The organism is Citrobacter sp. Cf125, from assembly GCF_030333935.1.
Classification (GTDB): Bacteria; Pseudomonadota; Gammaproteobacteria; order Enterobacterales; family Enterobacteriaceae; genus Citrobacter; species Citrobacter freundii.
Window position 1 is genome coordinate 977,502 of sequence record NZ_JAOWEY010000025.1, and the last position, 21,968, is coordinate 999,469.

21 protein-coding genes and 1 pseudogene are annotated in these 21,968 nt (G+C 53.5%); 18 read left to right on the plus strand and 4 right to left on the minus strand.

What is annotated here, in order from left to right:
- The first annotated feature begins 24 nt into the window (after positions 1 to 24).
- The 18 genes from OGV89_RS21350 to OGV89_RS21435 all read left to right on the plus strand — a co-directional run bounded on the left by OGV89_RS21350 (position 25) and on the right by OGV89_RS21435 (position 18,457).
- Entirely contained in the window at positions 25 to 945 is a 921-nt protein-coding gene (locus OGV89_RS21350; protein ID WP_048233534.1) for a S49 family peptidase, read from the plus strand.
- 73 nt (positions 946 to 1,018) lie between these two features.
- A complete protein-coding gene (locus OGV89_RS21355; protein WP_048233535.1) occupies positions 1,019 to 2,305 on the plus strand; it encodes a phage major capsid protein in 1,287 nt (428 codons plus the stop codon).
- Positions 2,306 to 2,402: 97 nt separating this feature from the next.
- Entirely contained in the window at positions 2,403 to 2,780 is a 378-nt protein-coding gene (locus tag OGV89_RS21360; RefSeq protein ID WP_048233536.1) for a hypothetical protein, read from the plus strand.
- Positions 2,761 to 3,078, plus strand: a complete 318-nt coding sequence (locus OGV89_RS21365; protein ID WP_044711926.1) for a head-tail connector protein — start codon at positions 2,761 to 2,763, stop codon at positions 3,076 to 3,078. Before OGV89_RS21360 ends, OGV89_RS21365 begins: the two co-directional genes overlap by 20 nt.
- A complete protein-coding gene (locus tag OGV89_RS21370) occupies positions 3,075 to 3,425 on the plus strand; it encodes a head-tail adaptor protein (RefSeq protein WP_048233538.1) in 351 nt (116 codons plus the stop codon). The genes OGV89_RS21365 and OGV89_RS21370 overlap by 4 nt, the downstream gene beginning before the upstream one ends.
- Positions 3,394 to 3,783 carry a hypothetical protein gene (locus OGV89_RS21375; protein WP_044711884.1) on the plus strand — a complete coding sequence of 130 codons (390 nt, stop codon included), beginning with the start codon at positions 3,394 to 3,396 and terminating at the stop codon, positions 3,781 to 3,783. The genes OGV89_RS21370 and OGV89_RS21375 overlap by 32 nt, the downstream gene beginning before the upstream one ends.
- Positions 3,780 to 4,181, plus strand: a complete 402-nt coding sequence (locus tag OGV89_RS21380; RefSeq protein WP_048233541.1) for an HK97-gp10 family putative phage morphogenesis protein — start codon at positions 3,780 to 3,782, stop codon at positions 4,179 to 4,181. The genes OGV89_RS21375 and OGV89_RS21380 overlap by 4 nt, the downstream gene beginning before the upstream one ends.
- Before the next feature lie 33 nt (positions 4,182 to 4,214).
- The gene (locus OGV89_RS21385) at positions 4,215 to 4,697 is read left to right on the plus strand and encodes a hypothetical protein (RefSeq protein ID WP_003832379.1); all 483 of its coding nucleotides are present in this window, start codon (positions 4,215 to 4,217) and stop codon (positions 4,695 to 4,697) included.
- A 62-nt stretch (positions 4,698 to 4,759) separates the two neighbouring features.
- Positions 4,760 to 5,122 carry a phage tail protein gene (locus OGV89_RS21390; protein ID WP_032949492.1) on the plus strand — a complete coding sequence of 121 codons (363 nt, stop codon included), beginning with the start codon at positions 4,760 to 4,762 and terminating at the stop codon, positions 5,120 to 5,122.
- 247 nt (positions 5,123 to 5,369) lie between these two features.
- On the plus strand, positions 5,370 to 8,672 hold the full coding sequence (locus OGV89_RS21395; RefSeq protein WP_286559284.1) for a phage tail tape measure protein: 3,303 nt from the start codon (positions 5,370 to 5,372) through the stop codon (positions 8,670 to 8,672).
- The gene (locus OGV89_RS21400) at positions 8,673 to 9,005 is read left to right on the plus strand and encodes a phage tail protein (protein ID WP_032949490.1); all 333 of its coding nucleotides are present in this window, start codon (positions 8,673 to 8,675) and stop codon (positions 9,003 to 9,005) included.
- A gap of 8 nt (positions 9,006 to 9,013) precedes the next feature.
- Positions 9,014 to 9,709 (plus strand): phage minor tail protein L, encoded by a 696-nt coding sequence (locus OGV89_RS21405; protein ID WP_048233543.1) that lies wholly within the window; start codon positions 9,014 to 9,016, stop codon positions 9,707 to 9,709.
- An 11-nt stretch (positions 9,710 to 9,720) separates the two neighbouring features.
- Positions 9,721 to 10,455, plus strand: a complete 735-nt coding sequence (locus tag OGV89_RS21410; RefSeq protein ID WP_048233544.1) for a C40 family peptidase — start codon at positions 9,721 to 9,723, stop codon at positions 10,453 to 10,455.
- Positions 10,353 to 11,030, plus strand: a complete 678-nt coding sequence (locus tag OGV89_RS21415; protein WP_181523319.1) for a tail assembly protein — start codon at positions 10,353 to 10,355, stop codon at positions 11,028 to 11,030. The genes OGV89_RS21410 and OGV89_RS21415 overlap by 103 nt, the downstream gene beginning before the upstream one ends.
- A gap of 72 nt (positions 11,031 to 11,102) precedes the next feature.
- On the plus strand, positions 11,103 to 14,507 hold the full coding sequence (gene gpJ, locus OGV89_RS21420) for a phage attachment tail tip protein J (RefSeq protein WP_048233545.1): 3,405 nt from the start codon (positions 11,103 to 11,105) through the stop codon (positions 14,505 to 14,507).
- A gap of 40 nt (positions 14,508 to 14,547) precedes the next feature.
- Entirely contained in the window at positions 14,548 to 17,268 is a 2,721-nt protein-coding gene (locus OGV89_RS21425) for a phage tail protein (RefSeq protein WP_048233547.1), read from the plus strand.
- On the plus strand, positions 17,268 to 17,849 hold the full coding sequence (locus OGV89_RS21430; protein WP_048233548.1) for a tail fiber assembly protein: 582 nt from the start codon (positions 17,268 to 17,270) through the stop codon (positions 17,847 to 17,849). Before OGV89_RS21425 ends, OGV89_RS21430 begins: the two co-directional genes overlap by 1 nt.
- A 233-nt stretch (positions 17,850 to 18,082) precedes the next feature.
- Positions 18,083 to 18,457 carry a CDI toxin immunity protein gene (locus OGV89_RS21435; protein WP_016150400.1) on the plus strand — a complete coding sequence of 125 codons (375 nt, stop codon included), beginning with the start codon at positions 18,083 to 18,085 and terminating at the stop codon, positions 18,455 to 18,457.
- 167 nt (positions 18,458 to 18,624) lie between these two features.
- Here OGV89_RS21435 and OGV89_RS21440 read toward each other — a convergent pair.
- From OGV89_RS21440 to hflD, 4 genes and pseudogenes are all read right to left on the minus strand, one after another.
- A pseudogene (locus OGV89_RS21440) lies at positions 18,625 to 18,804 on the minus strand (DinI-like family protein); the annotation flags it as partial.
- 117 nt (positions 18,805 to 18,921) lie between these two features.
- A complete protein-coding gene (aac(6')-If, locus tag OGV89_RS21445; RefSeq protein WP_048233550.1) occupies positions 18,922 to 19,371 on the minus strand; it encodes an aminoglycoside N-acetyltransferase AAC(6')-If in 450 nt (149 codons plus the stop codon).
- 559 nt (positions 19,372 to 19,930) lie between these two features.
- On the minus strand, positions 19,931 to 21,301 hold the full coding sequence (gene purB / locus OGV89_RS21450) for an adenylosuccinate lyase (RefSeq protein ID WP_003846707.1): 1,371 nt from the start codon (positions 21,299 to 21,301) through the stop codon (positions 19,931 to 19,933).
- A gap of 3 nt (positions 21,302 to 21,304) precedes the next feature.
- The gene (hflD, locus tag OGV89_RS21455; protein WP_003841885.1) at positions 21,305 to 21,946 is read right to left on the minus strand and encodes a high frequency lysogenization protein HflD; all 642 of its coding nucleotides are present in this window, start codon (positions 21,944 to 21,946) and stop codon (positions 21,305 to 21,307) included.
- Positions 21,947 to 21,968 lie beyond the last annotated feature (22 nt).

Genomic DNA, 21,968 nt, shown 5'->3' on the forward strand with positions numbered 1-21,968 from the left:
CTGCGGGCTGACCTGGTATATCTCATGACAACAAAATTAATTAATCTGCCGCATCTGGCAGAGATGGTCTTTGGCGTTCCTCATTACGCTACACAACAAACGATGGACGCCGTGAAGGCGGTGTTGCTTCCCCGTATTCAGGGAACGCTGACGGATCCGGTCATTACGATGGCGTTAAATCCAGATGATTCGCCATCCCCTGAAGATGTTCAGCCAGCAGGGGGTATTGCTGTGATACCTGTTCACGGGATACTGGTTCCTCGTCGCGGGCAAATTACAGCGATGTGTACCGAACTGACGAGTTATGAGCGTATCCGCAGCCAGCTGCATTCAGCATTAAATGACCCCTCCATCAGTGAAATTGTTCTGGATATCAATTCCGGAGGTGGTGCAGCGGCAGGTTGCAAAGAGCTGGCGGATTATATTTACCAGTCGCGAGAAACGAAACCGATCACCGCGATTGTGAATTTCAACGCTTTTTCTGCTGCGTATTTCATTGCTTCAGCATGCAGCAAAATCGTCATCAGTCAGACCAGCGGCGTCGGTTCCATCGGCGTCATCATGGAGCACCTGGATACGTCAAAGCTGGAAGAAAACGTGGGGGTAAAATTTACTGCGCTATACCGGGGAGATAACAAAAATAATGCAACGCCACATGCACCGTTGAGCGAATCGGCCCTTGCAATGATCGACAAAATGCTCGACGACATGTACGAAATATTTACCTCATCAGTTGCCGAATATCGTGGCCTCAAACAGCAGGCAGTCGTTGATACTCAAGCTGGTCTGTATTTCGGTGGCGATGCCATTTCTGCTGGTCTTGCCGATGAAATATCGGATCCTCAGTCTGCGATTAATGCCATTGCGGCAAAGTACAAACAACCTCAACAAACCACTTCCATAAAGTTGCAGGCCGCCGCGATGGACCTGCAAACCAGAATGTGACCCGGCGCTAACGCGTCATTACCAGAAAGCAGCCTGTTGGCTGCTTTTTTTATGCCAAAAAAAGAGAAAAAACATGGATCATATTGAAGAATTGCGTCGTGAACGTGCGGGTATTAATCAGAAGGTTCAGGTACTGGCGGCAGTAGAAACTGGTGGCGGTACGCTGACAGCGGAGCAGTTAACCGAATTTGCCAGCCTGCAGCAGCAGTTCACGGATATCAGCGCTAAGATTGAGCGTCTGGAAGCGGCTGAACGTGCTGCTGCGCTTGTCGCCAAACCGGTTAAAGCCACACAGCAGGCTCCTGGTATCAGCATTAAGGCAGAGCCAAAGCAATATACCGGCGCAGGCATGACCCGTCTGGTGATGTCGATTGCGGCAGCACAGGGTAACGTCCAGGACGCTGCAAAATTTGCAGCTGAAGAACTGAATGACCCGTCTGTCTCGATGGCCATCAACACTGCCGCAGCGTCAGGTGGCGTTCTTATTCCGCAAAACCTGCACAGCGAGGTGATCGAACTGCTGCGTGATCGCACTATCGTTCGTAAGCTGGGCGCGCGCTCCATTCCGCTGCCGAACGGTAATATGGCGCTGCCGCGTCTGGCCGGTGGTGCGACGGCGAGCTACACCGGGGAAGGCAAGGATGCGAAAGTATCAGAAGCCCGCTTTGATGATGTGAAACTCACTGCGAAAACCATGATTGCGATGGTGCCAATCTCCAACCAGCTGATTGGCCGTGCTGGCTACAACGTAGAGCAGCTGGTCCTGCAGGATATTCTGACCGCGATTTCTGTTCGTGAAGATAAAGCCTTTATGCGCGATGACGGTACCGGTGATACGCCTGTCGGTATGAAAGCGCGGGCAACTGAGTGGAACCGCCTGCTGCCGTGGGAAGCTGCTGCAGAGGTTAATCTGCAGACGATTGATACCTATCTCGACAGCATCATCCTGATGGCTATGGACGGCAACAGCAACATGATCAGCTGCGGCTGGGGTATGTCGAACCGTACCTACATGAAACTGTTCGGTCTGCGCGACGGTAACGGTATCAAGGTCTACCCGGAAATGGCCCAGGGGATCCTCAAGGGATTTCAGATTCAGCGTACCAGCGCTATCCCGGCAAACCTCGGTGACGGCGGCAAGGAGTCAGAAATTTACTTCGCTGACTTTAATGACGTGGTAATCGGTGAAGACGGCAACATGAAGGTGTCCTTCTCGCAGGAAGCCTCCTACCAGGACGGGGACGGCAATCTGGTTTCCGCGTTCTCTCGTAACCAGTCGTTGATCCGCGTGGTGACGGAGCACGATATCGGCTTCCGTCATCCGGAAGGTCTTGTTCTCGGGACAAAAGTGCTGTTTTAACCGGTCCTGCACTCTGTGCGACCACGGTCGCACAGAGTAAAAGCACGTAATTCCCCAGGCCCGCAGCAGCGGGTTTTTTCTTTTCAGGAGCAAAACGATGACGACGAAAGCGGCAAAAGCAGCGGCAGCAGCGGCTGCAGCCGGTGATGTGAAAAAGCCGGATGAACTGACGCCGGAAAATACAGTGGACGGGGATGGCGGTCAGAATACTGCAGCGGGTTCAGGTGATACAGGTGTTGATCTGACCGGAAGTGAAACAAACGTGGCCACGAGCCTGACGGGAGCAGAAATGGTGCGGAAAGCGGTTTTTTTTCTGGGACCCTATCATCGTTATTCGCGCGGCGATATGGCCTGTTTTGATGCTGAGTACGCAGAGAAACTGGTTGAACGCCATATCGCGGTATGGCCAGAAGATGCGGAAAAGGCGCTGAGTCCCCGCAAGGGAGCCGATGACCATGATATTGACATTGGATGACGTGAAAACCCAGCTCCGTCTGGAGCCGGATTTCACGGAGCATGACAGCATGCTCACTAAAATGGTGGCGGCTGCGCAGAAGAGTATTGAGCGTGACTACTACTGCAAACTGGTGGGAAGCGACGACGAACTGCAGGCGCTGCCGGAAGGTGTACGCGGTTTTGTGGCAGATGAAGATATCCAGCTGGCCATGCAGTATCTGGTCGGGGATGCGTATCTGAATGGCTTCACCGGTCAGTGGCTGGAGACGGCTGCGGTCCGGCATCTTCTTTTCCCGTTGCAGGAGAATACGGTATGAGCCTGAAACCGGAAGAGATGACCTGCCGTCTTTCGATTGGGTATATGCAATCCGGTCGGGGACCGCTGGGTGAACACCTGCCGGAGCAACTGGTCACGACCGGGAAAGCCTGGGCGAAGCGCGAGCTGGTATCGGGCAGAAAGGTCCGCACACTGGATCAACAACAGGTTATTGAAACGTGTCTTTTTGCCACTCATCCGAACCTGAATATTGATATCGACTGGAAAATAACGACGTCTGACCGGGTTTATACCGTTCGTAACGTCGAACGTCTTGCGGACCGCTTCATCATCACAGGGGAGGCAGACGCACGTCATGATCGAGCTGGCATTAAAGACAGCACTTGAACGCCTGACCGGGCTGGATGTTTACCCTCTGCTCCTGCCTGATGAGCTGCAGGAGGGAATTACTTACCAGTGTATCTCCGATCCGGAGTTGTACGCCGGACTGTTGCGCACAGGCCTGATTGCAGGCCGCTTCCAGATAGCGATTCATCTGCTTAATGACTACACCCGCCTGTTACAGCTGGATAAGAAAATCAGCGTGGAATGGACCGCTATCGTGCATGGCCAGCTGGAGGGCTTTCCCGTGCAGAATGTGATTCGGGGTGGAATACAGCAGAGTAAATCGGTACTGACCAGCGGCAATATTCAGTACCGGCTCGTCCGGGATTTCACCTTTCACTACCGGGACACCTCACCATGATCACTATGGATGTAAAAGGGCTGGACGAGCTGGAGCGGCAGCTTATCGCACTCGGTGAAAAGGTCGGCACGAAGGTGTTACGTGACGCGGGGCGTGAGGCGCTGAAAGTGGTTGAAGAAGACATGAAACAACATGCCGGCTTCGATGATGCGTCCTCTGCAGAGCATATGCGTGATTCCATCAAAATTCGCGCATCCACGCGGAAAGGTCGCGGAAATACGGTGGTCACCCTTCGGGTTGGCCCCAGCAAGAAGCATTACATGAAAGCGCTGGCCCAGGAGTTCGGTACGGTTAAACAGGTTGCCGATCCGTTCATCCGTCCGGCACTGGATTACAACGTCCAGCAGGTTCTGCGCATTCTGACCGTAGAAATCCGCAATGGCATTCAGAACAGGTAGCAACCGCTGCCCACTATTTAAGAGAGAATCATTATGGCTGATGAAAATAACACGCCAAAATCATCCCCTGAGTACGCAATGCTTCCTGCCGGGACGGTGGTGAAGTTCGGCGAGGTGGGGGCCGCTGTGGCGGCGCTCAAACCCCTGATTAACTGTAAGGCACTGGGCGCGACAGGTCAGACGGGAGGATTTGTCGACTGTACCACCCTGCTGGACAAGAGTAAGCAGTCGGTGTCAGACCTGCCGGAAGGGCCGGAGAAATCGCTGGGATTCATTGACGACCCGGAAAACGAAGATTTCACCGCGTTCCTCAATGCTGCAGAACAGCGTAAGACCGTTCAGTTTTATATTGAGCTGCCGAACAAACGAACGGCTTCAATGATCCTTGCGCTTTCAGGCTGGCAGATGAACGAAATCACCGCCCCTGCCAGTGAAGTTATCCAGATTACGGTGCAGGGTAAGCAAAACAACATTAAATGGGGGATCGCCGCCCCGGCGCCAGATGCCGGCGCGTAATCCGTTTCCCGTTACACACCGCCTCCGGGCGGTTTTTTTTCGTCTGAAAAACAGGATACACCATGTCTGAATTTAGCCTCTCCGCACTGAAAAATGCACTGCTCAAAACGAAATCCACGCCGACTGAAACTGAAATTTTAGGCACAAAGGTTTACCTGCGTCGGCTGACGGCGGCTGAGCTTATTGATCATGAAGATGCACTCATCGAGGCGCAGACCTCTGGCAATGCCCGCATGGCGTCTGAGCTGAGCGTACAGATTGTTATCGACAGCCTGGTTCAGCCTGACGGCTCGCCGATTAAAGCCAAAGACAAACCCACGGCGAAGGAGCTGCTGGCGGCACACGATAACGTTGTGCTTCTGGATGCCATCGACAAAGTGAAAAAACACGCCATCGGTAAGCTGGAAACCGCCGAAAAAAACTGAGTGACTCGCCCTGGCTGGAGCTGATTTTCTGGCTGGCCGACCGCTGGGGCGAGCCTGACCCGTCCAAAATTGCAGCGCTTCCGGCAGACACGCTTTTCCACTGGCGTGCTTTCTTCATCAAACAGGGCATTTTCAAAAAGCCTTCGCCAGAAGGTTCTGACAATAACCCGCCCCCTGTTAAATCACCCGCAGCAGCGAACCAGAGTCTGGATGCGCAGTGTGCGGCAGTCATGAAGGTATTAATGTAATGGGTGACGTTGCCTCTCTTGCCGTTGGGCTGCATCTGAATGCAGCGAACTTTAAATCGCAGCTGATGAGCGCCTACGGCAGCGCTGAGAGTCAGTCACGCCAGTTTAACCGCAATGCCCAGGCTGATGCGAAAAAGACAGAGGATGCCTATAAGCGTGTTTCTGCTTCGGTATCGGGGCTGGTTGGCCGGCTGGCAGGTTTTGCCGGAGCGGGGTTATCGCTGGGCACTATTATCAGCACCACGCGGCAATACAGCCAGTCGTTGTCGGATTTGCAGGCCATCACCGGTGCCACCAGTGCGCAGATGAAACTGTACGATCAGGCGGCGCAGGAAATGGGCCGCACAACGGAATACAGCGCATCACAGGCTGCTGAGGCCATTAAGCTGATGGCATCGGCAAAGCCTGAACTGCTGAGTACCTCTGCGGGGCTGACGGCGGCGACCAAAAGCGCGTTAACGCTGGCCCAGGCGGCAGGGACGACGCTTCCGGATGCCACCCGAACGCTGGCGCTGTCGTTAAACCAGTTTGGTGCGGGAGCCAGTGAAGCCGACCGGTATATCAACGTACTGGCTGCTGGCGCGAAATTTGGCTCGTCGGAGATAGCCGACACGGCTGCTGCGATTAAAAATGGCGGGGTGGCAGCGGCACAGGCTGGCGTGGGTTTTGAAACCCTCAACGCCGCCATACAGGTGCTGGCGGAGCGCGAAGTGAAAGGCGGCGAGGCCGGGATCGCGCTGCGTAACGTGATCCTGAATCTGGAGAAGGGAACTGATAAAACCCTGAAGCCTTCTGTTGTCGGGCTGAGTCAGGCGCTGGAGAACCTGGCCGGGAAAAACCTGTCAACAAAGCAGGCCGTGAAGCTGTTCGGGGTGGAAAACCTCAGCGCGGCATCCATCCTTGTGCAGAACCGCGAAAAGGTGGAGTCGCTGACCGCCGCTCTGACCGGTACGCAGACCGCGCATGAGCAGGCTGAAATCAGGGTAAATAATCTCAACGGCGATCTCCTCAGCCTGACTTCGGCTTTTGAAGGTCTGATTATTAAGGTGGGACAGAGCGGAAACGGTCCGCTGCGTAGTGGTGTTCAGACCGTTACCGATGCCATTAATGGCCTGACGGATAATTTTAATACGGTCGCCAACGTTGCGCTGTATACGCTGATTCCTGCTCTTGCGACAAAACTGACAGCAGGTATCAGGGGGAACATCGGTGCCTGGGTGGAGCAGCAGCAGGCAGTCAGGGCCAGCGCGATGGCGCAGGCCGATATGGCGCGAAAAACGCTGGAAAGTACCGCCGCCACGCTGGCACAGAATAACGCAGAATTCGGGCGTTATCGGGAAATGGAGAAGTCAGCAAGACTTCATAATCTGAATGTCAGCTATCAGAGCGAATTTAACCGCTTAATCCGGCAGGAAACCGAGCAGACACTGCTCTCCACCCAGGCAAAGAGCCAGCTGAATGCTGCCAATAAACAGCTTTCCGTTTCAGCCCGCGCAGCCTCTGCAGCAGTAGGTATGGCCAGAGGGGCGCTGGCACTTGTTGGCGGTCCGGTGGGGGCGGCGATGCTGGCAGGTTCGGCGTTGCTCTATTTCCATAATCAGGCGAAGAATGCCCGTCAGTCAGCGATTGACCTGAAAAATGCTGTCGTTGAAACGAATGAAGAACTTAAAAAACTGTCGCTTAACCAGCTCAACGTGAAGCAACTGGACATTGATGAACAGTTTGAGAATCAGGTTATTCAGCGAAATAAACTGATTAAAGAAATTCAGGATGCGGACAGTCGTATTGATGGGTTGAGCGGCTTCGACCCGTTCGGACAGCTTAAAGGCGTAAAGAACGATAAAACCCGCTACAAAGGGGATCTGGATGCCGTTGAACAAGGGTTAAAACTCCTCAAGGAGCGGCAAAAAATTGTCAAAGAGGCCATAGAACAGGCTAAATCAGGGAAAACTGATCCCACACCTAAGCCGGATAAACCGGGGAATGAAACAGGGAGCGATAAACCCGATACCCCCTGGACCGGGGAAGGCGGGGATACTGGTAAGGGGCAAAAGGCGAAGGTTAACCAGTATGAGCAACTGCGGCGTGAAATTGAAGCGGCGCATGCCTCAAGTCTCGGACGTATCAACCTGCAGGAGCAGGAAAGCGCCAGAAAACTCCTTGAAGCCGCCCGCGCGGACGGAGCCAGTGAAGCTGATATTCAGAAGACGCTGCTGCTGAATGCTGAAAATTATCAGAAACAGCGCCTCGAACTGGCAGAACAGTATGCGCCGGCCAGAGCCTCTCTGACGAAAGAGCGCGAAGCGAGTCAGGAGCTGAAATCACTCCTGAATGCCCGTCTTCTGGATGAAAAGGAATACCAGACGGCCAGAATTACGCTGGCGCAAAGTACGGCCCGCGAACTGTTACAGGCACAGGCAGCGGCAATGTTTGCCCCTCTGATTGATATCGCCGGCACGGTTGATCCTCTTGTTGAATTGCGTAATCAGCTGACTGAACGTCAGTCACTGCTGCTGGCTTTTTACCAGAACGATGCGATCAACAAAGAGCAGTACGAACTGCTGAAGCAAAAGGCTGACAAGGATTCTGCGGATGCACAGTACCAGACGGCGGTGGAGCTGTATAAGTCGCAGGGGAATCTGAACAGCCTTGCTATCGGCCTGATGGAAACCACTCAGGAGCGAACCTCCAACATGCTTACCGGTATGCTGAACGGTACGCAGACACTCCGGGACGGGATGATCGGGTTGTTTGCCTCCATGACTCAGTCGGTGATTAAAAACCTTGTCGATATGGCGGCGCAGGCGCTGATTACCAACACCATTCTGAAATCCATTATGGGCATCGGCGGCAGTCTTTTTGGCGGCGCAGCTACCGCGAGTACCGGCACGGCCATCAGCAGTTTTGGGAGCAGTTTTAGCTTTAATGCGAAAGGCGGTGTCTATGATTCGCCCTCATTAAGTGCCTACAGCAACGGCATCTATGACAGCCCGACCCTGTTTGCTTTTGCAAAGGGAGCAGGTGTGTTTGGTGAAGCGGGTCCGGAAGCCATTATGCCTCTGGCGAAAACGACTGACGGTACGCTGGGTGTCAGGGCGCTGGGTGACCCGGGTTCCTCTGGTGGTGGTATGAATGGTGGGATTGTTTATTCACCTGAGTATCACATTACCATTCAGAATGACGGGCAAAACGGGCAGATAGGGCCGCAGGCATCGCAGATGCTGGTCAAAATGGTCGACACGCGTGTCATGAGTATCCTGAGAACTCAGGGCCGCGATGGCGGCATGCTGGCGGGAGGATAAGTGAAAACCTTTCATTGGGCACCCAGGGAGGGGATGCAGTCTTCTGTTTCCCCTTCGGTGACAACCATTAAATTTGGGGATGGCTATGAGCAACGTCGCCCGACCGGACTTAACCATCAGTTAATTAATTTCCAGCCTGTTTTCCGTATCACGTCGGACAATTCCCGCACCGCACTTGAAGCGTTTCTGGCGGAGCACGGAGGATATAAAGCCTTTCTGTGGCGACCGCCAAAATACAACCGCACGATTAAAGTTGTCTGCCGGGAATGGTCTGTTACGGACAACGTCACGTATTCTGATTTCAGCTGTAAATTTGAGCAGGTTATTGCTTAAGGATCCTTATGCAGGATATTCCTCAGAACACCCTCAACGAAACCACGAAAACCGAGCAGTCTGCCCGTATTGATTTGTGGGAAATCGACCTGACGGCTTTTGGTGGCCAGCGTTACTATTTTTCAAATGAACTGAATGAGAAGGGCGAGCCGGTCACCTGGCAGGGCCGGAAGTATGACGTTTACCCGATACAGGGAACCGGATTCGACCTTGTAGGGAAAGGGACATCTGCCCGACCGACGCTGGCGGTGTCGAACCTGTTTGGCATGGTCACGGGACTCGCAGAAGATGTGCAGAGCCTGGTGGGGGCCACGGTGGTAAGGCGCGTGGTATACGCCCGTTTTCTCGATGCGGTGAACTTTACAGGCGACAATCCGGAGGCCGACCCGGAACAGGAAGTGGTCAGCCGCTGGATGATAGAACAGCTGTCGGAGCTGAAAGCCACCACGGCAACCTTCGTGCTGGCCACACCGACCGAAACGGACGGCAGCGTGTTTCCGGCGCGGATCATGCTGGCTGATGTCTGCAACTGGACCTACCGTTCGCAGGAGTGTGGCTATGCCGGGCCGCCTGTGGCGGATGAGTTTGACAAGCCCACGGCAGACCCGGCAAAAGATGCCTGCAGCAAATGCCGTACCGGCTGCGAGCTGCGTAATAACCTGCCGCGCATCGGCTGCTTCCTCTCCATTAACCGTCTTTCCTGACAGGTACACCCATGAAAAAAACACTCCTGGCGCATGCCGCTGCATGCGCGCCGGCTGAATCGTGCGGCTGGGTGGTGAACACGTCTGCCGGGGTGCGGTATTTTCCCTGCCAGAATCTTTCCGCTGAACCGACCCTGTATTTCCGTATGGATCCGGCAGATTACCTTCATGCACAGGCGGCAGGTGATGTGGTGGCCCTGGTACACAGCCATCCCGATGGTCAGCCGTTTCTCAGCGATGTTGATCGCCGCCTGCAGGTGCAGAGTGGCCTGCCGTGGTGGCTGGTCTGCGATGACCGGATATACAAATTTCGCTGCGTGCCATTCCTCACAGGGCGGGCATTTGAGCATGGCGTGACGGACTGTTACACCCTGTTCCGCGATGCGTACCATCTGGCGGGGATTGAGATGCCGGATTTTGTGCGGAAGGAGGACTGGTGGAAGCAGGGAGATAATCTGTATCTGGATAATCTGGCCGCGACCGGCTTTTACCGGGTGAATGCCACAGAGGCCCAGCCCGGAGACATTCTGATTTGTTGCTTTGGTTCATCGGTTGCCAACCATGCCGCGATTTACTGCGGCAATGGCGAGCTGTTGCACCATATTCCTGATCAGCTCAGTAAACGCGAGAGGTATACCGACAAATGGCAACGCCGCACACACTCGATATGGCGACACCGGGCATGGCTCGAGTCTGCCTTCACGGGGATTTACAACGATTTGGTCGCCGCTTCAGCCTCAGTATAAAAACGGGGGCCGAGGCTATTTACGCGCTGGCCATGCAGGTTCCGGGGTTTCGGCAGAAAATGAATGATGGCTGGTATCAGATACGCATTGCAGGTCTGGATGTGGATGAAACCAGCCTGTCAGCCCGTCTGCATGAGCCGCTGCCGGACGGGGCCATTATTCATATTGTCCCGCGTATGGCAGGGGCAAAATCCGGTGGTCTGTTCCAGGTGGTGCTGGGTGCTGTGGCAATCGGCGCATCATTTTTTACGGCGGGGGGAAGCCTCGCTCTGTGGGGATCCGCGTTATCTGCCGGTGCTATTTCGGCATCCTCGATCCTGTTTTCTATGGGGGCAGCGATGATGCTGGGCGGTGTGGCGCAGATGCTGACGCCGCAGGCAAAAATCCCCTCGTCCAGGCAGACCGATAACGGCAAACAGAACACGTATTTTTCGTCACTGGACAACATGGTGGCACAGGGTAATGCCCTGCCGGTGTTGTACGGTGAAATGCTGGTCGGCTCCCGCACAATTTCCCAGGAAATCAGCACACGGGATGAAGGTGGCGGCGGGCAGGTGGTGATCATCGGTCGCTGACATTATTGCAGCATATTTATATTTGCACAGAACCGCCTCCGGGCGGTTTTTTCGTTTCAGAGGGAACAGATTATGGGTAAGGGTGGTGGCAGCAGTAAAACGCCGCATGAGGCTCCTGACGACCTGAAATCCAGCCAGATGCTGACCGTTGTTGATGCCATCTGCGAGGGACCGATTGAAGGTCCGGTGGACGGGCTGAAAAGTGTCAGAATTAACAAAACGCCGGTCCTCGACAGCGACGGTAATGCGATGGTTCACGGTGTCACTGTGGTTTACCGCGTGGGGGAGGATGAGCAGACCGCGATGGAGGGGTTCGAAGACTCCGGTGCGGAAACCCTGCTGAATGTGGAGGTGAAGAAGTCAGAGCCTGTGACCCGCACCATTACCACTAAAACGCTGGACCGCCTGCGCTTTACCTTTGGTGTGCAGTCGCTGGTCAGTACCAGCACCAAAGGCGATCGTAATCCTTCCAGTGTACAGATACTGATCCAGTTTCGCCGGGATGGCCAGTGGCAGGTGGAACGGGATATCACCATTACGGGGAAAACGACCACGCAGTTTCTGGCGTCCGTGGTGATTGATAATTTGCCGCCGCGCCCGTTTGAAGTCCGCATGCTGCGTCTCACCGATGACAGCACGTCAGACCTGCTGCAGAACAAAACGGTATGGTCGGGTTATACCGAAATCATCGATGTGAAACAGCGCTACCCGAACACCGCCGTTATCGGGGTAAAAGTGGACGCGGAGCAGTTTGGCAGCCAGCAGGTCACGCGAAACTATCTCCTGCGCGGGCGTATCGTACAGGTGCCGTCGAATTATGATCCGGTAAAACGGACGTATTCCGGGCTGTGGGACGGGACGTTTAAACCCGCCTGGACAGACAATCCGGCCTGGTGTGTGCTGGATATGCTGACCCACCCGCGCTATGGCATGGGAAGTCGCATTGGTGTTGCCGATGTGGACAAGTGGGCGCTGTACGCCATCGCGCAATATTGTGATCAGTCCGTACCGGATGGCTTCGGCGGGACAGAGCCGCGCATCACCTGCAATGCGTATCTGACGGACCAGCGTAAGGCGTGGGACGTGCTGGGGGATTTCTGTTCCCTGATGCGCTGCATGCCGGTCTGGAACGGCAGTACCCTGACGTTTGTGCAGGACCGCCCCGCAGATAAAGTCTGGACCTATACGCAGAGTAATGTGGTGATGCCTGCTGACGGTGCGCCGTTCGTCTACAGCTTCAGCGCCCTGAAAGAGCGCCACAATGCCGCTGAGGTCCGTTACACCGACCCGGACAACGGCTGGGAAACATCCACCGAACTGGTGGAAAACGATGCTGCCATCCGGCGCTACGGTCGCAACGTGCTGAAGATGGATGCATTCGCCTGTACCAGCCGGGGGCAGGCGCACCGCGCCGGACTGTGGGCTATCACCACCGAATTGCTGGAAACGCAGACGGTGGATTTTTCCGTAGGGGCTGAGGGGCTGCGACATGTACCCGGCGATATCATCGAGGTCTGCGACAGTGATTATGCCGGCGTGACCGTGGGCGGACGCGTCCTGTCGGTCGACAGCCTGTCCCGGACGCTTACGCTGGACCGTGAGGTGGAGATACCCGCAGGCGGCAATGTGGTGCTGAACCTGGTGGGCAGCGATGGCCAGCCTGTTACCGTCTCGATCACCGCGCACCCCGCCCCGGACCGTGTGACCGTCAGCCAGTTGCCCGAAGGGGGGGCGGCGTACAGCGTGTGGGGGCTGAAACTGCCGACCCTGCGCCAGCGCCTGTTCCGCTGCGTGGCTATACGGGAGAACGATGACGGGACGTATGCCATCACCGCCGTGCAGCATGTTCCGGAGAAAGAGAGCATCGTGGACAACGGGGCGAAGTTTGATCCGTTGCCCGGAACCAGCATCACGAACACACCGCCCGCCGTGCAGCATCTCACCACGGAGATTCTGGCAGAGGACGGGCAGTATCAGGCGCGGGCGCGCTGGGATACGCCGCGCGTGGTGAAAGGCGTTAACTTCTCTCTGCGTCTGACGGTGAAAGCGGAAGATAACAGCGACCGCCTGACCAGCAGCCTGACCCTGAGCGAAACGGAGCACACCTTCCGCAACTTGACGCCGGGGCGTTACACCCTGACGGTCCGGGCAGTGAACAGCCAGGGCCAGCAGGGCGACCCCGCCAGCACGGATTTCAGCATCGCCGCGCCGGCTGTACCGTCTTATGTTGAGCTGACCCCCGGCTATTTCCAGATAACCGCCACCCCGCGCCAGGCGGTATACGACCCTACGGTGCAGTATGAGTTCTGGTTTACGGATACGCAGATTGCCGATATCCGCCAGGTGGAAACCGATGCGTGTTATCTCGGCACGGCGCTGTACTGGATTGCGGCCAGCAGCGGTATCAAACCCGGCAAGGATTATTACTTCTATATCCGGGCTGTGAACCAGGTCGGGAAATCGGCGTTCGTGGAGGCTAAAGGCCAGGCCAGCAATGATGCGGCGGGCTACCTGGATTTCTTCAAAGGGGAAATCACCGAAAGCCACCTAGGGAAAGAACTGCTGGAGAAGGTGGAGCTGACGGAAGACAACGCCAGCCAGCTGGATGAGTTTTCGAAAGAATGGCAGGACGCGAACGGCAAATGGAATGCCATGTGGGGAGTGAAGATAGAGCAGACCGAAGACGGGAAGCACTATGTGGCTGGTCTGGGCCTGAGTATGGAGGACACGGAAGAGGGAAAGGTGAGCCAGTTTCTGGTGGCCGCTGACCGTATCGCGTTTATCAATCCGGCGAATGGCAATGAAACTCCCGCCTTCGTGATGCAGGGTGACCAGATATTTATGAACGAGGTATTCCTCAAATATCTGACAGCGCCGAGCATCACCAGCGGCGGTAACCCGCCGACCTTTATGCTGACACCTGACGGCAAACTGACCGCCCGTAATGCGGATATCAGCGGCCATATCAGCGCGAACTCTGGTGCTCTCAACAATGTGACGATTGAGGAAAACTGCACCATCAAGGGGACGCTCCGGGCCGAGCGCATTCTTGGGGATATTGTTAAGGCAGCGGGCAGGGAGTTTCCTTACTTCCGTATACCCAACACAGGTGAAAAACGGTACGCCAACGGGACGTTGACAGTCGTGATTGACGATGATCAGTCTTTTGACCGACAGGTTTCCATTCCTGCTATTGCCTTTCAGGGAGCAGCGTATGAAAGCCAGACCAGTAATGATGTATGGGATGCCTGTACGCTGATTGTCAGGAAAAACGGGGTGGAGATATACAACCAGACAAGCATAGGTGTACCGGCCGTTTTTTCGCAAACACTGGATATGCCAGCCGGGAGCGGAAGGATGACGCTGAGCTTCAGCGTCAGTACTCGCGGCAACGACAGCGGCTGGCCACATTCCAGAATCAGTGACCTGCTGGTTATTGTGACGAAAAAGTCATCAGCCGGGATAACAATAAGTTAATGACAGAACCGCCTCCGGGCGGTTTTTTTATGGAGGTACTATGCCGGTACTCATATCAGGCATTCTCAGAGATGGTGCGGGAAAACCCGTACAGGACTGCACCATTCAGTTGAGCGCTAAGAAAACCAGCCCGACAGTTGTTGTGGAGGTGGTTTCATCCACTGTCACCGACGCGAGTGGCCACTACAGCATTGAGGCTGAACCGGGTTATTACAGTGTGTCACTGCTGCGGGAAGGTTTTCCTCCCTCCGTGGCCGGTGACATTTACGTGGTTCCGACCGATGCGCCGGATACCCTGAATGCGTTTCTCGATGCGCCGAAGGACGCGGACCTGCGTCCGGAGGTGATGAAACGCTTTGAGGAAATGGTAAACCGCGTAGTGGATTTGAGCGGTGCAACAGAGAAGGATCGAGAACGCGCCGAACAGGCCGCACAGTCAGCGGAACAAAGTAAGGATTCAGCGGTATTGTCTGCAACGGCATCGGCAGAGTCACAGCGGCAGGCGGCACTCTCTGCAGATGCTGCTGATGCGTCAGCCCGCTCAGCTGCCGATAATGCCCGACAGACAGCACAGGATGTTCTGGCCAGTGCAGCGGATGCTGATAGTGCGGCAAAGTCTGCACAGACAGCGACGGAGCAGGCCGGTCAGGCTAAAATCGCCGCTGAGACGGCACAGAAAGCGCAGGAGGAAGTGGGAGTTTCGGCACAGTCTGCTGCGGGAAGTGCCGGCAGCGCAGCAGCGTCAGCACAAACAGCAGGTGAGCATGCCGGCAATGCAGCCGCATCTGAAGCCTCAGCGCGTGAAAGCGCCCTCACGGCCACGCAGGCTGCAGAGCAGGGTAATAACAGCGCGGCAGCTGCGGCTCTGAGTGAACAGCATGCCAGAGAGTCCGGCGAAAAGGCTGCTAAATCAGAGGCTGCGGCATCAGCCAGTGCTAAATCGGCATCTTCAAGTGAAGCATCAGCCCTGCAGTCAGCCGAAACGGCTGAGAATCAGAAAAATGCAGCCACTGAGAGTGCCAACCGCGCAGAACAGGCCAAAGATGATGCGTTGACTTCCCGGAACGAGGCAGTGGAAGCCGCTGAAACAGCTGCGACAGACGCTGCAGAGAAAGCTGCCGGCAAGGTTTCGGCGCAACTGAAAGCTGCTGTAGCCGATGATACTCAGCGCGCGGAAGCCGCGATGACTGGTGCTGAAAGTGCAGTTGAAGCCTCACAGGGATATCGTGATGAAGCGAGGGATATTGCTGAAAGTCTGAAGCTGGGAGATGCCAGCACAACGCAGAAAGGGCTTGTGCAGTTAAGCAGCGATGACGACAGCGACAGTGAAGCCCTTGCAGCGACACCGAAAGCCGTTAAAAAAGTCAAAGATCTGACGAACCTAAAAGCCCCGCTGGACAGCCCTGAACTGACGGGAACGCCAATCACTCCCACTCCACCACTGACCATTAACAACCAACAAATTGTTAATGCTGAGTTTGTTCACGCAGCTGTTGCAGCGCTGGTTGGCTCATCCCCGGAAGCCCTGGACACCCTGGCTGAGTTAGCTAATGCATTAAACAATGATCCCAACTTTGCAACGACGATACTTAATGCGTTAGCGGGTAAGCAACCCCTTGATGGTACGTTGACAAATCTGAGTGGAAAAGATGTAGCAGGTCTTCTCCAATACTTTGGTTTAGTAGAAACGATAAATCGCGCTGCCGGATCGCTGCAAAAAAAACAGAATGGCGCGGATGTACCACAACCTGACTGGTTTGTAAGAAACATCGGAGCTGCACGTGCTTTCAGCGGAACGGTAAGCATTGGTGGGGGCGGTAACTGGACAACAGCGGAGTTTATCGTCTGGCTCGAATCCCAGGGGGTGTTTAACCATCCGTATTGGGTATGTAAAGGTTCCTGGTCATACGCAGATAACAGGGTGATTACTGATACCGGGTGCGGGAATATCAGTCTTGCTGGTTCAGTAGTTGAGGTTATGGGAGTGCGTGGCGCGATGACTATTCGTGTCACCACGCCAACTACCACCGCAGGAAATGGAACGCCCTCTGCCCAGTTTACCTACCTCAATCATGGCGATGGTTACCTGCCAGGCTGGCGCAGGGATTTTAACACGGCAAATCCTCCTTATGAGTATTACCCCGTAGGCGCCCCCATACCATGGCCTTCGGATATACCGCCTGCAAACCATGTGCTTATGCAGGGGCAGGCGTTTAATAAATCTGCCTACCCATTACTTGCTGTGGCATATCCAACGGGTGTTATTCCTGATATGCGTGGCCAGATGATTAAGGGCAAACCTGATGGTCGTGCTGTCCTGTCTCAGGAGCTGGACGGCATTAAGTCACACGACCACGGCGCAACGGTCGCAGCTACCGACCTCGGAAACCGCGATACAACGGGATTTGATTACGGTAATAAATCTGTTTCGGCTTTTGACTATGGCACGAAATCAACAAACAGCGGAGGCGAACACGCCCACTCGTTAGATGTTTATTTTCTCAACACCTCCCAGCAGGCAGCGAAAGTCGGTGCCGGTGGTCAGTGGGCTGGCGGGGTGGGAACTCAGGGAACTTATGCAGGTGGGGCGCATGCTCATTCTGTTGGTATTGGTGCGCACGACCACATTGTAGGAATCGGAGCGCATGCCCACTCTGTCTACATTGGTGCGCACAGCCACGGCGTGACCGTTTCGCCGTCTGGTCATGCAGAAAACACCGTAAAAAATACCGCATTTAATTATTTAGTGAGGCTTGCATAATGGCTTTTAAAATGACTGATTCAAACCGGGTAATTACAATCTATAACCTTTCATCTTCGACGAATGAATTTATCGGTCAGGGTGATGGTTATATTCCGGCAAATACCGGATTGCCTGCTTTCAGTACAGATATTGCCCCACCGTCAGCACCGGAGGGATTTATTGCAGTATTTAATTCTGATTCTACTAAATGGTCACTGGTTGAAGACCATCGCGGGAAAATTGTCTACAGCATCCACTCGGGGGAAGCAACCACAATTAATCAGTTAGGCGCACTACCGGATGATGTTGTTTCCATTGCGCCCGAAGGCCATTTTGTTAAATGGGATGGAAAAAAATGGGTGCATGATGCTGACGCAGAAAAAACAGCGCAGATTACGCAGGCGACACAGCAAAAAGAAAGCCTTCTTGCTCTGGCAGCTTCAAAAATCGCACCTTTACAGGATGCAGTTGATCTGGATATTGCAACTAAAGCGGAAGTGGAACTTTTACTGGCGTGGAAAAAATGCCGTGTCTTGCTTAATCGAGTAGATACCTCAAAGCCGGAATGGCCCCCACTCCCGGATACTAAAGCCAGTTGATAAGGTGCCACCGCTTCGTCGTATGCAAGAACGGGCGGCGGCGAACTGGCGAACGTTCGATAGTGCGAATATTGAATGATTTCGAGTCGCGGTGAATTGTATGCAAGTGTACTAACTCAGACTCAAACCGACAGTCCGCTTTGAGCGAGGAGCAGAAGTTCGTAATCCCTTTAGACAATCCTCCAGGGAGGTTATGATAAAAGATACAGCCATAAAGCATAAAGGGAGTGGACATGACATTGTTTGAGGAATGTAAGGAACTGCTCAAGACAGATTTTAATGTTGTGGAAGGGGATGATTTGAGCGCGATAATGGATATTTTTCATCAATATCCATGGCATAGCGGTAATCTCAGATGGTCGGAAATGGACTTCAGCGATTATGAACTTAGTCATGATATGTTTAACGGGGGCGGTTTAGGCAATGAAACTGTATTTGTCATAGCGGATGATGCGAATGTACCCGTGTTCAGAACCCATCTACAACTCATTGTCGATAATATCTACGACGTCATCGCCATATCACCTAACCTATTTATTTTTAATGATAAAATAATGATTAAACCTTTATTCCCTCATAATTATATACGGTTTGGTCTGCGAAAGTGATGAGCAGAAATACTGACCAGCTCCCCGTTGTTCAACTAAGACTTGTTATTGACAACCTCCGCTAATGGCACACAGCGGACTGTCAGATTAGGTTTCGCTCTGTGCCATAAGAGTGCCAGATCAGGTATGAATTAATACAATTTAAGCAATATGGCCGTTCAAGGCGTTTAATCTGAAAACAGCCACATATCAGCCTCTTCAGACATATCCTCCAGCATACGGTTCAGCTTTTCCTGGTCGCATTTGCTGACATCGCTATTCAAACCGTTAATCTGCATTAGTTCAACCTTAGAATCTGCATCAGGGAGAATCTGGCACACTCGCTTCGTTAGTTCGGGCAAAATGAGCTGTCTGGCACCAACTCAACCTTCAACATGTCCGTTGTCGTAAACCAGTTCAATGAACATAACCCCTCTCATTGATATTATTTAAGTACAGGCCTTCCCCTTTTGTGGTGGCGACTTTTAACCAGCTATTCTTTTTCTGAAAAATACCACGCGTTCGGTTTCTTCAAAGCCTAAAGCCTGATGCATTTGATAGGATATATGGTTATCTAAAGACGCATCGCTTGCCATCTCGGTGCAACCTTTCGCCACTCCCCAATCCTGTACGGCTGCAACCAGTAGTTTGGCAACGCCATGGCCTCTCTGCTCAGGAATAACAAAAATCCCTTCAAGATAAACCACCGGACTGCTTTCACAACCATTCACATAATCATGGCGAACCGCGGCATCGGCAAACGCTATTGCCTGACTCTGGTTATTTAGTGCCAGGAATGAAACATATTTATCGGGACAAGATAAAATGTGTTGGCCATCCAGAATATGATTTTCATAGCTATGGTCTGGCCATAGCTGACTTCGAAGCCCAACCCACATGCTCAAAGAAGCTTCATCCATTAGTCGAATTTGCAAGGTACACTCCCATCAGCCATAACGAAGTTCGAAACAAAATCATGCCTGTAACCACTATTTAGTCTCAAAAAAGCACTCTCATCAATCTTTATATTTTAAGTTGGTATTTTCTTAACCTGTTTTTCCTCCCAGTGGGATTCTACAAAACTCCTGATGCAGGATATCTTCCGGCCTCTGCAAGGACAGTCAGTGGAAGTGTGATGTTACACTACGGGAGGCTGATCATGGCGTACTGAAAAGGTTTTCCACTATGCTCGGGGAAGCCCCTTAAATAGGGGCAAATTTGGGGGCAAAAATCAGTTAGGGGCATGGTTTGGGGCGATGAAATGACCCATATTGACCGAGATTGTCCAAAACGATTTTTTATTAACTGCTTGATTTTATGGTAATTAACTGTATTTTCTGAATTTTTAAAATCAATTTTATAGTCTAACGCTGATTATGTGGCTGTGGGGATAAACATTTAATAAACCGGGGGAAGGGATAATGTTGCGGGTGATAAAAAGCCGGAATCGCTTACGCTTATCCGGCTTCTGTTCAGCATCTGGGGAGTTGCTGATTACTTCAGTTCATCAACCATGGTGATGGCGCGACCAATATAATTGGCAGGCGTCATTGCTTTCAGGCGAGTTTTCTCTTCTTCCGGCAGTGCCAGACCATCGATAAACTGCTTCATACCTTCGGCGTCAACGCGCTTGCCGCGGGTCAGTTCTTTCAACTTCTCATATGGCTTCTCAATACCGTAGCGACGCATCACGGTCTGAATCGGCTCTGCCAGAACTTCCCAGTTATGATCCAGTTCATCCAGCAGATGATCGCGGTTCACTTCCAGTTTGCTCACGCCCTTCAGCGTGGACTGATAGGCGATCAGCGCATAGCCGATACCCACACCCAGGTTACGCAGAACGGTAGAGTCTGTCAGATCACGCTGCCAGCGGGAAACCGGCAGTTTACTCGCCAGGTGCTGCAGAACCGCATTGGACAGACCCAGATTACCTTCGGAGTTTTCGAAGTCGATGGGGTTAACTTTATGCGGCATGGTGGAAGAACCGATTTCACCCGCGACAGTTTTCTGCTTGAAGTGACCCAATGCAATGTAACCCCAGACGTCGCGATCGAAATCGATCAGAATGGTGTTAAAGCGGGCGATGCAATCAAACAGCTCGGCAATGTAGTCGTGCGGCTCAATCTGCGTGGTGTAGGGGTTCCACTGGATACCCAGCGAGGTGACGAATTCTTCGCTAAACTGATGCCAGTCTACTTCCGGGTAAGCGGCAATGTGGGCGTTATAGTTACCCACGGCACCGTTGATTTTACCAAGAATTTCAACCTGGTTGAGCTGGCGATACTGACGCTCCATGCGGTACGCCACGTTTGCCATCTCTTTGCCCATTGTTGATGGGGTGGCAGGTTGGCCGTGAGTACGGGAGAGCAGAGGAATATCGCGATATTCAACTGAAAGCGCGGTGATGCCATCAATCAGTTGACGCCAGTACGGCAGAACCACTTCGTCGCGTGCGGTTTTCAGCATCAGCGCGTGAGACAGGTTGTTGATGTCTTCTGAGGTGCATGCGAAGTGGATAAACTCGGAAACGGCGTGCAGTTCCGGGATATCCGCCACTTTTTCTTTCAGGAAATACTCAACTGCCTTCACGTCATGGTTGGTCGTACGCTCAATGGTTTTGATACGCGCAGCATCTTCTTCATTGAAGTTAGCGACGATCGCATCAAGGTAACCGATTGCGTCGGCAGCAAAAGCAGGAACTTCCTTGATCGCTGCGTGCGCGGCCAGTTTTTGCAGCCAGCGTACTTCAACCTGTACGCGGAATTTCAGCAAACCGTATTCGCTGAAAATCCCGCGCAGCGCGCTGACTTTATCGCCGTAGCGTCCATCGACAGGGGAAACGGCGGTCAGTGAGGATAATTCCATAGATCACAACTCCGGGGTTAAATGAGCAAGAATTTGTTTTGCCTGAGTCGTCAGGCGATTACGAGAAAACATGAGTTGCAGACGGCCTCCACCAACCTGATGCCAGAGCACGGCAGCGCGGATGCCAGCCAGCAGCGAAGCGCGTACTTTAGCCTGTACCTGTGGGCTCTGAAGGATGGCCGGGGAACCCGTGACCTGAATACGCGGGCCGAGTGGGCTGATGACGTCAACATAAATGCCAGCCATCGCACTCATCAACGTTTCTGACTGCAAATCAAAATGGTCAAGCTGGCGCTGCAAGCCGCTGATACGGTCTCCCAGCGTGTCCATAGCGCCCTTGGCCGCTGACAGCTTACGCTCCAGCACCATCAGGCTTAGCGTGTAACGAGTGAGTTCAGCGTTCAGTCCCTGGCGACTGCTGGCGTTAAGTACGCCGAGCATTGTTTCCAGCCCCAAACGCAGGTTGGCCTCGCTGCCGCCAAACACGCCCAGCGTAGAGCTGGGATTCATGTCGATGACACTGTTCAGTGAAACGTGTAATGCATCGGCATCACAATGCCCCTGGTGCGCCAGTTCCTGCACCAGGCGTGCCGACTGGCAAATGCCTGCCAGGGCGAGGGTGATGTCATAATAATTCTTTGCCACGTTCACTGCTTCCTTGTATCAA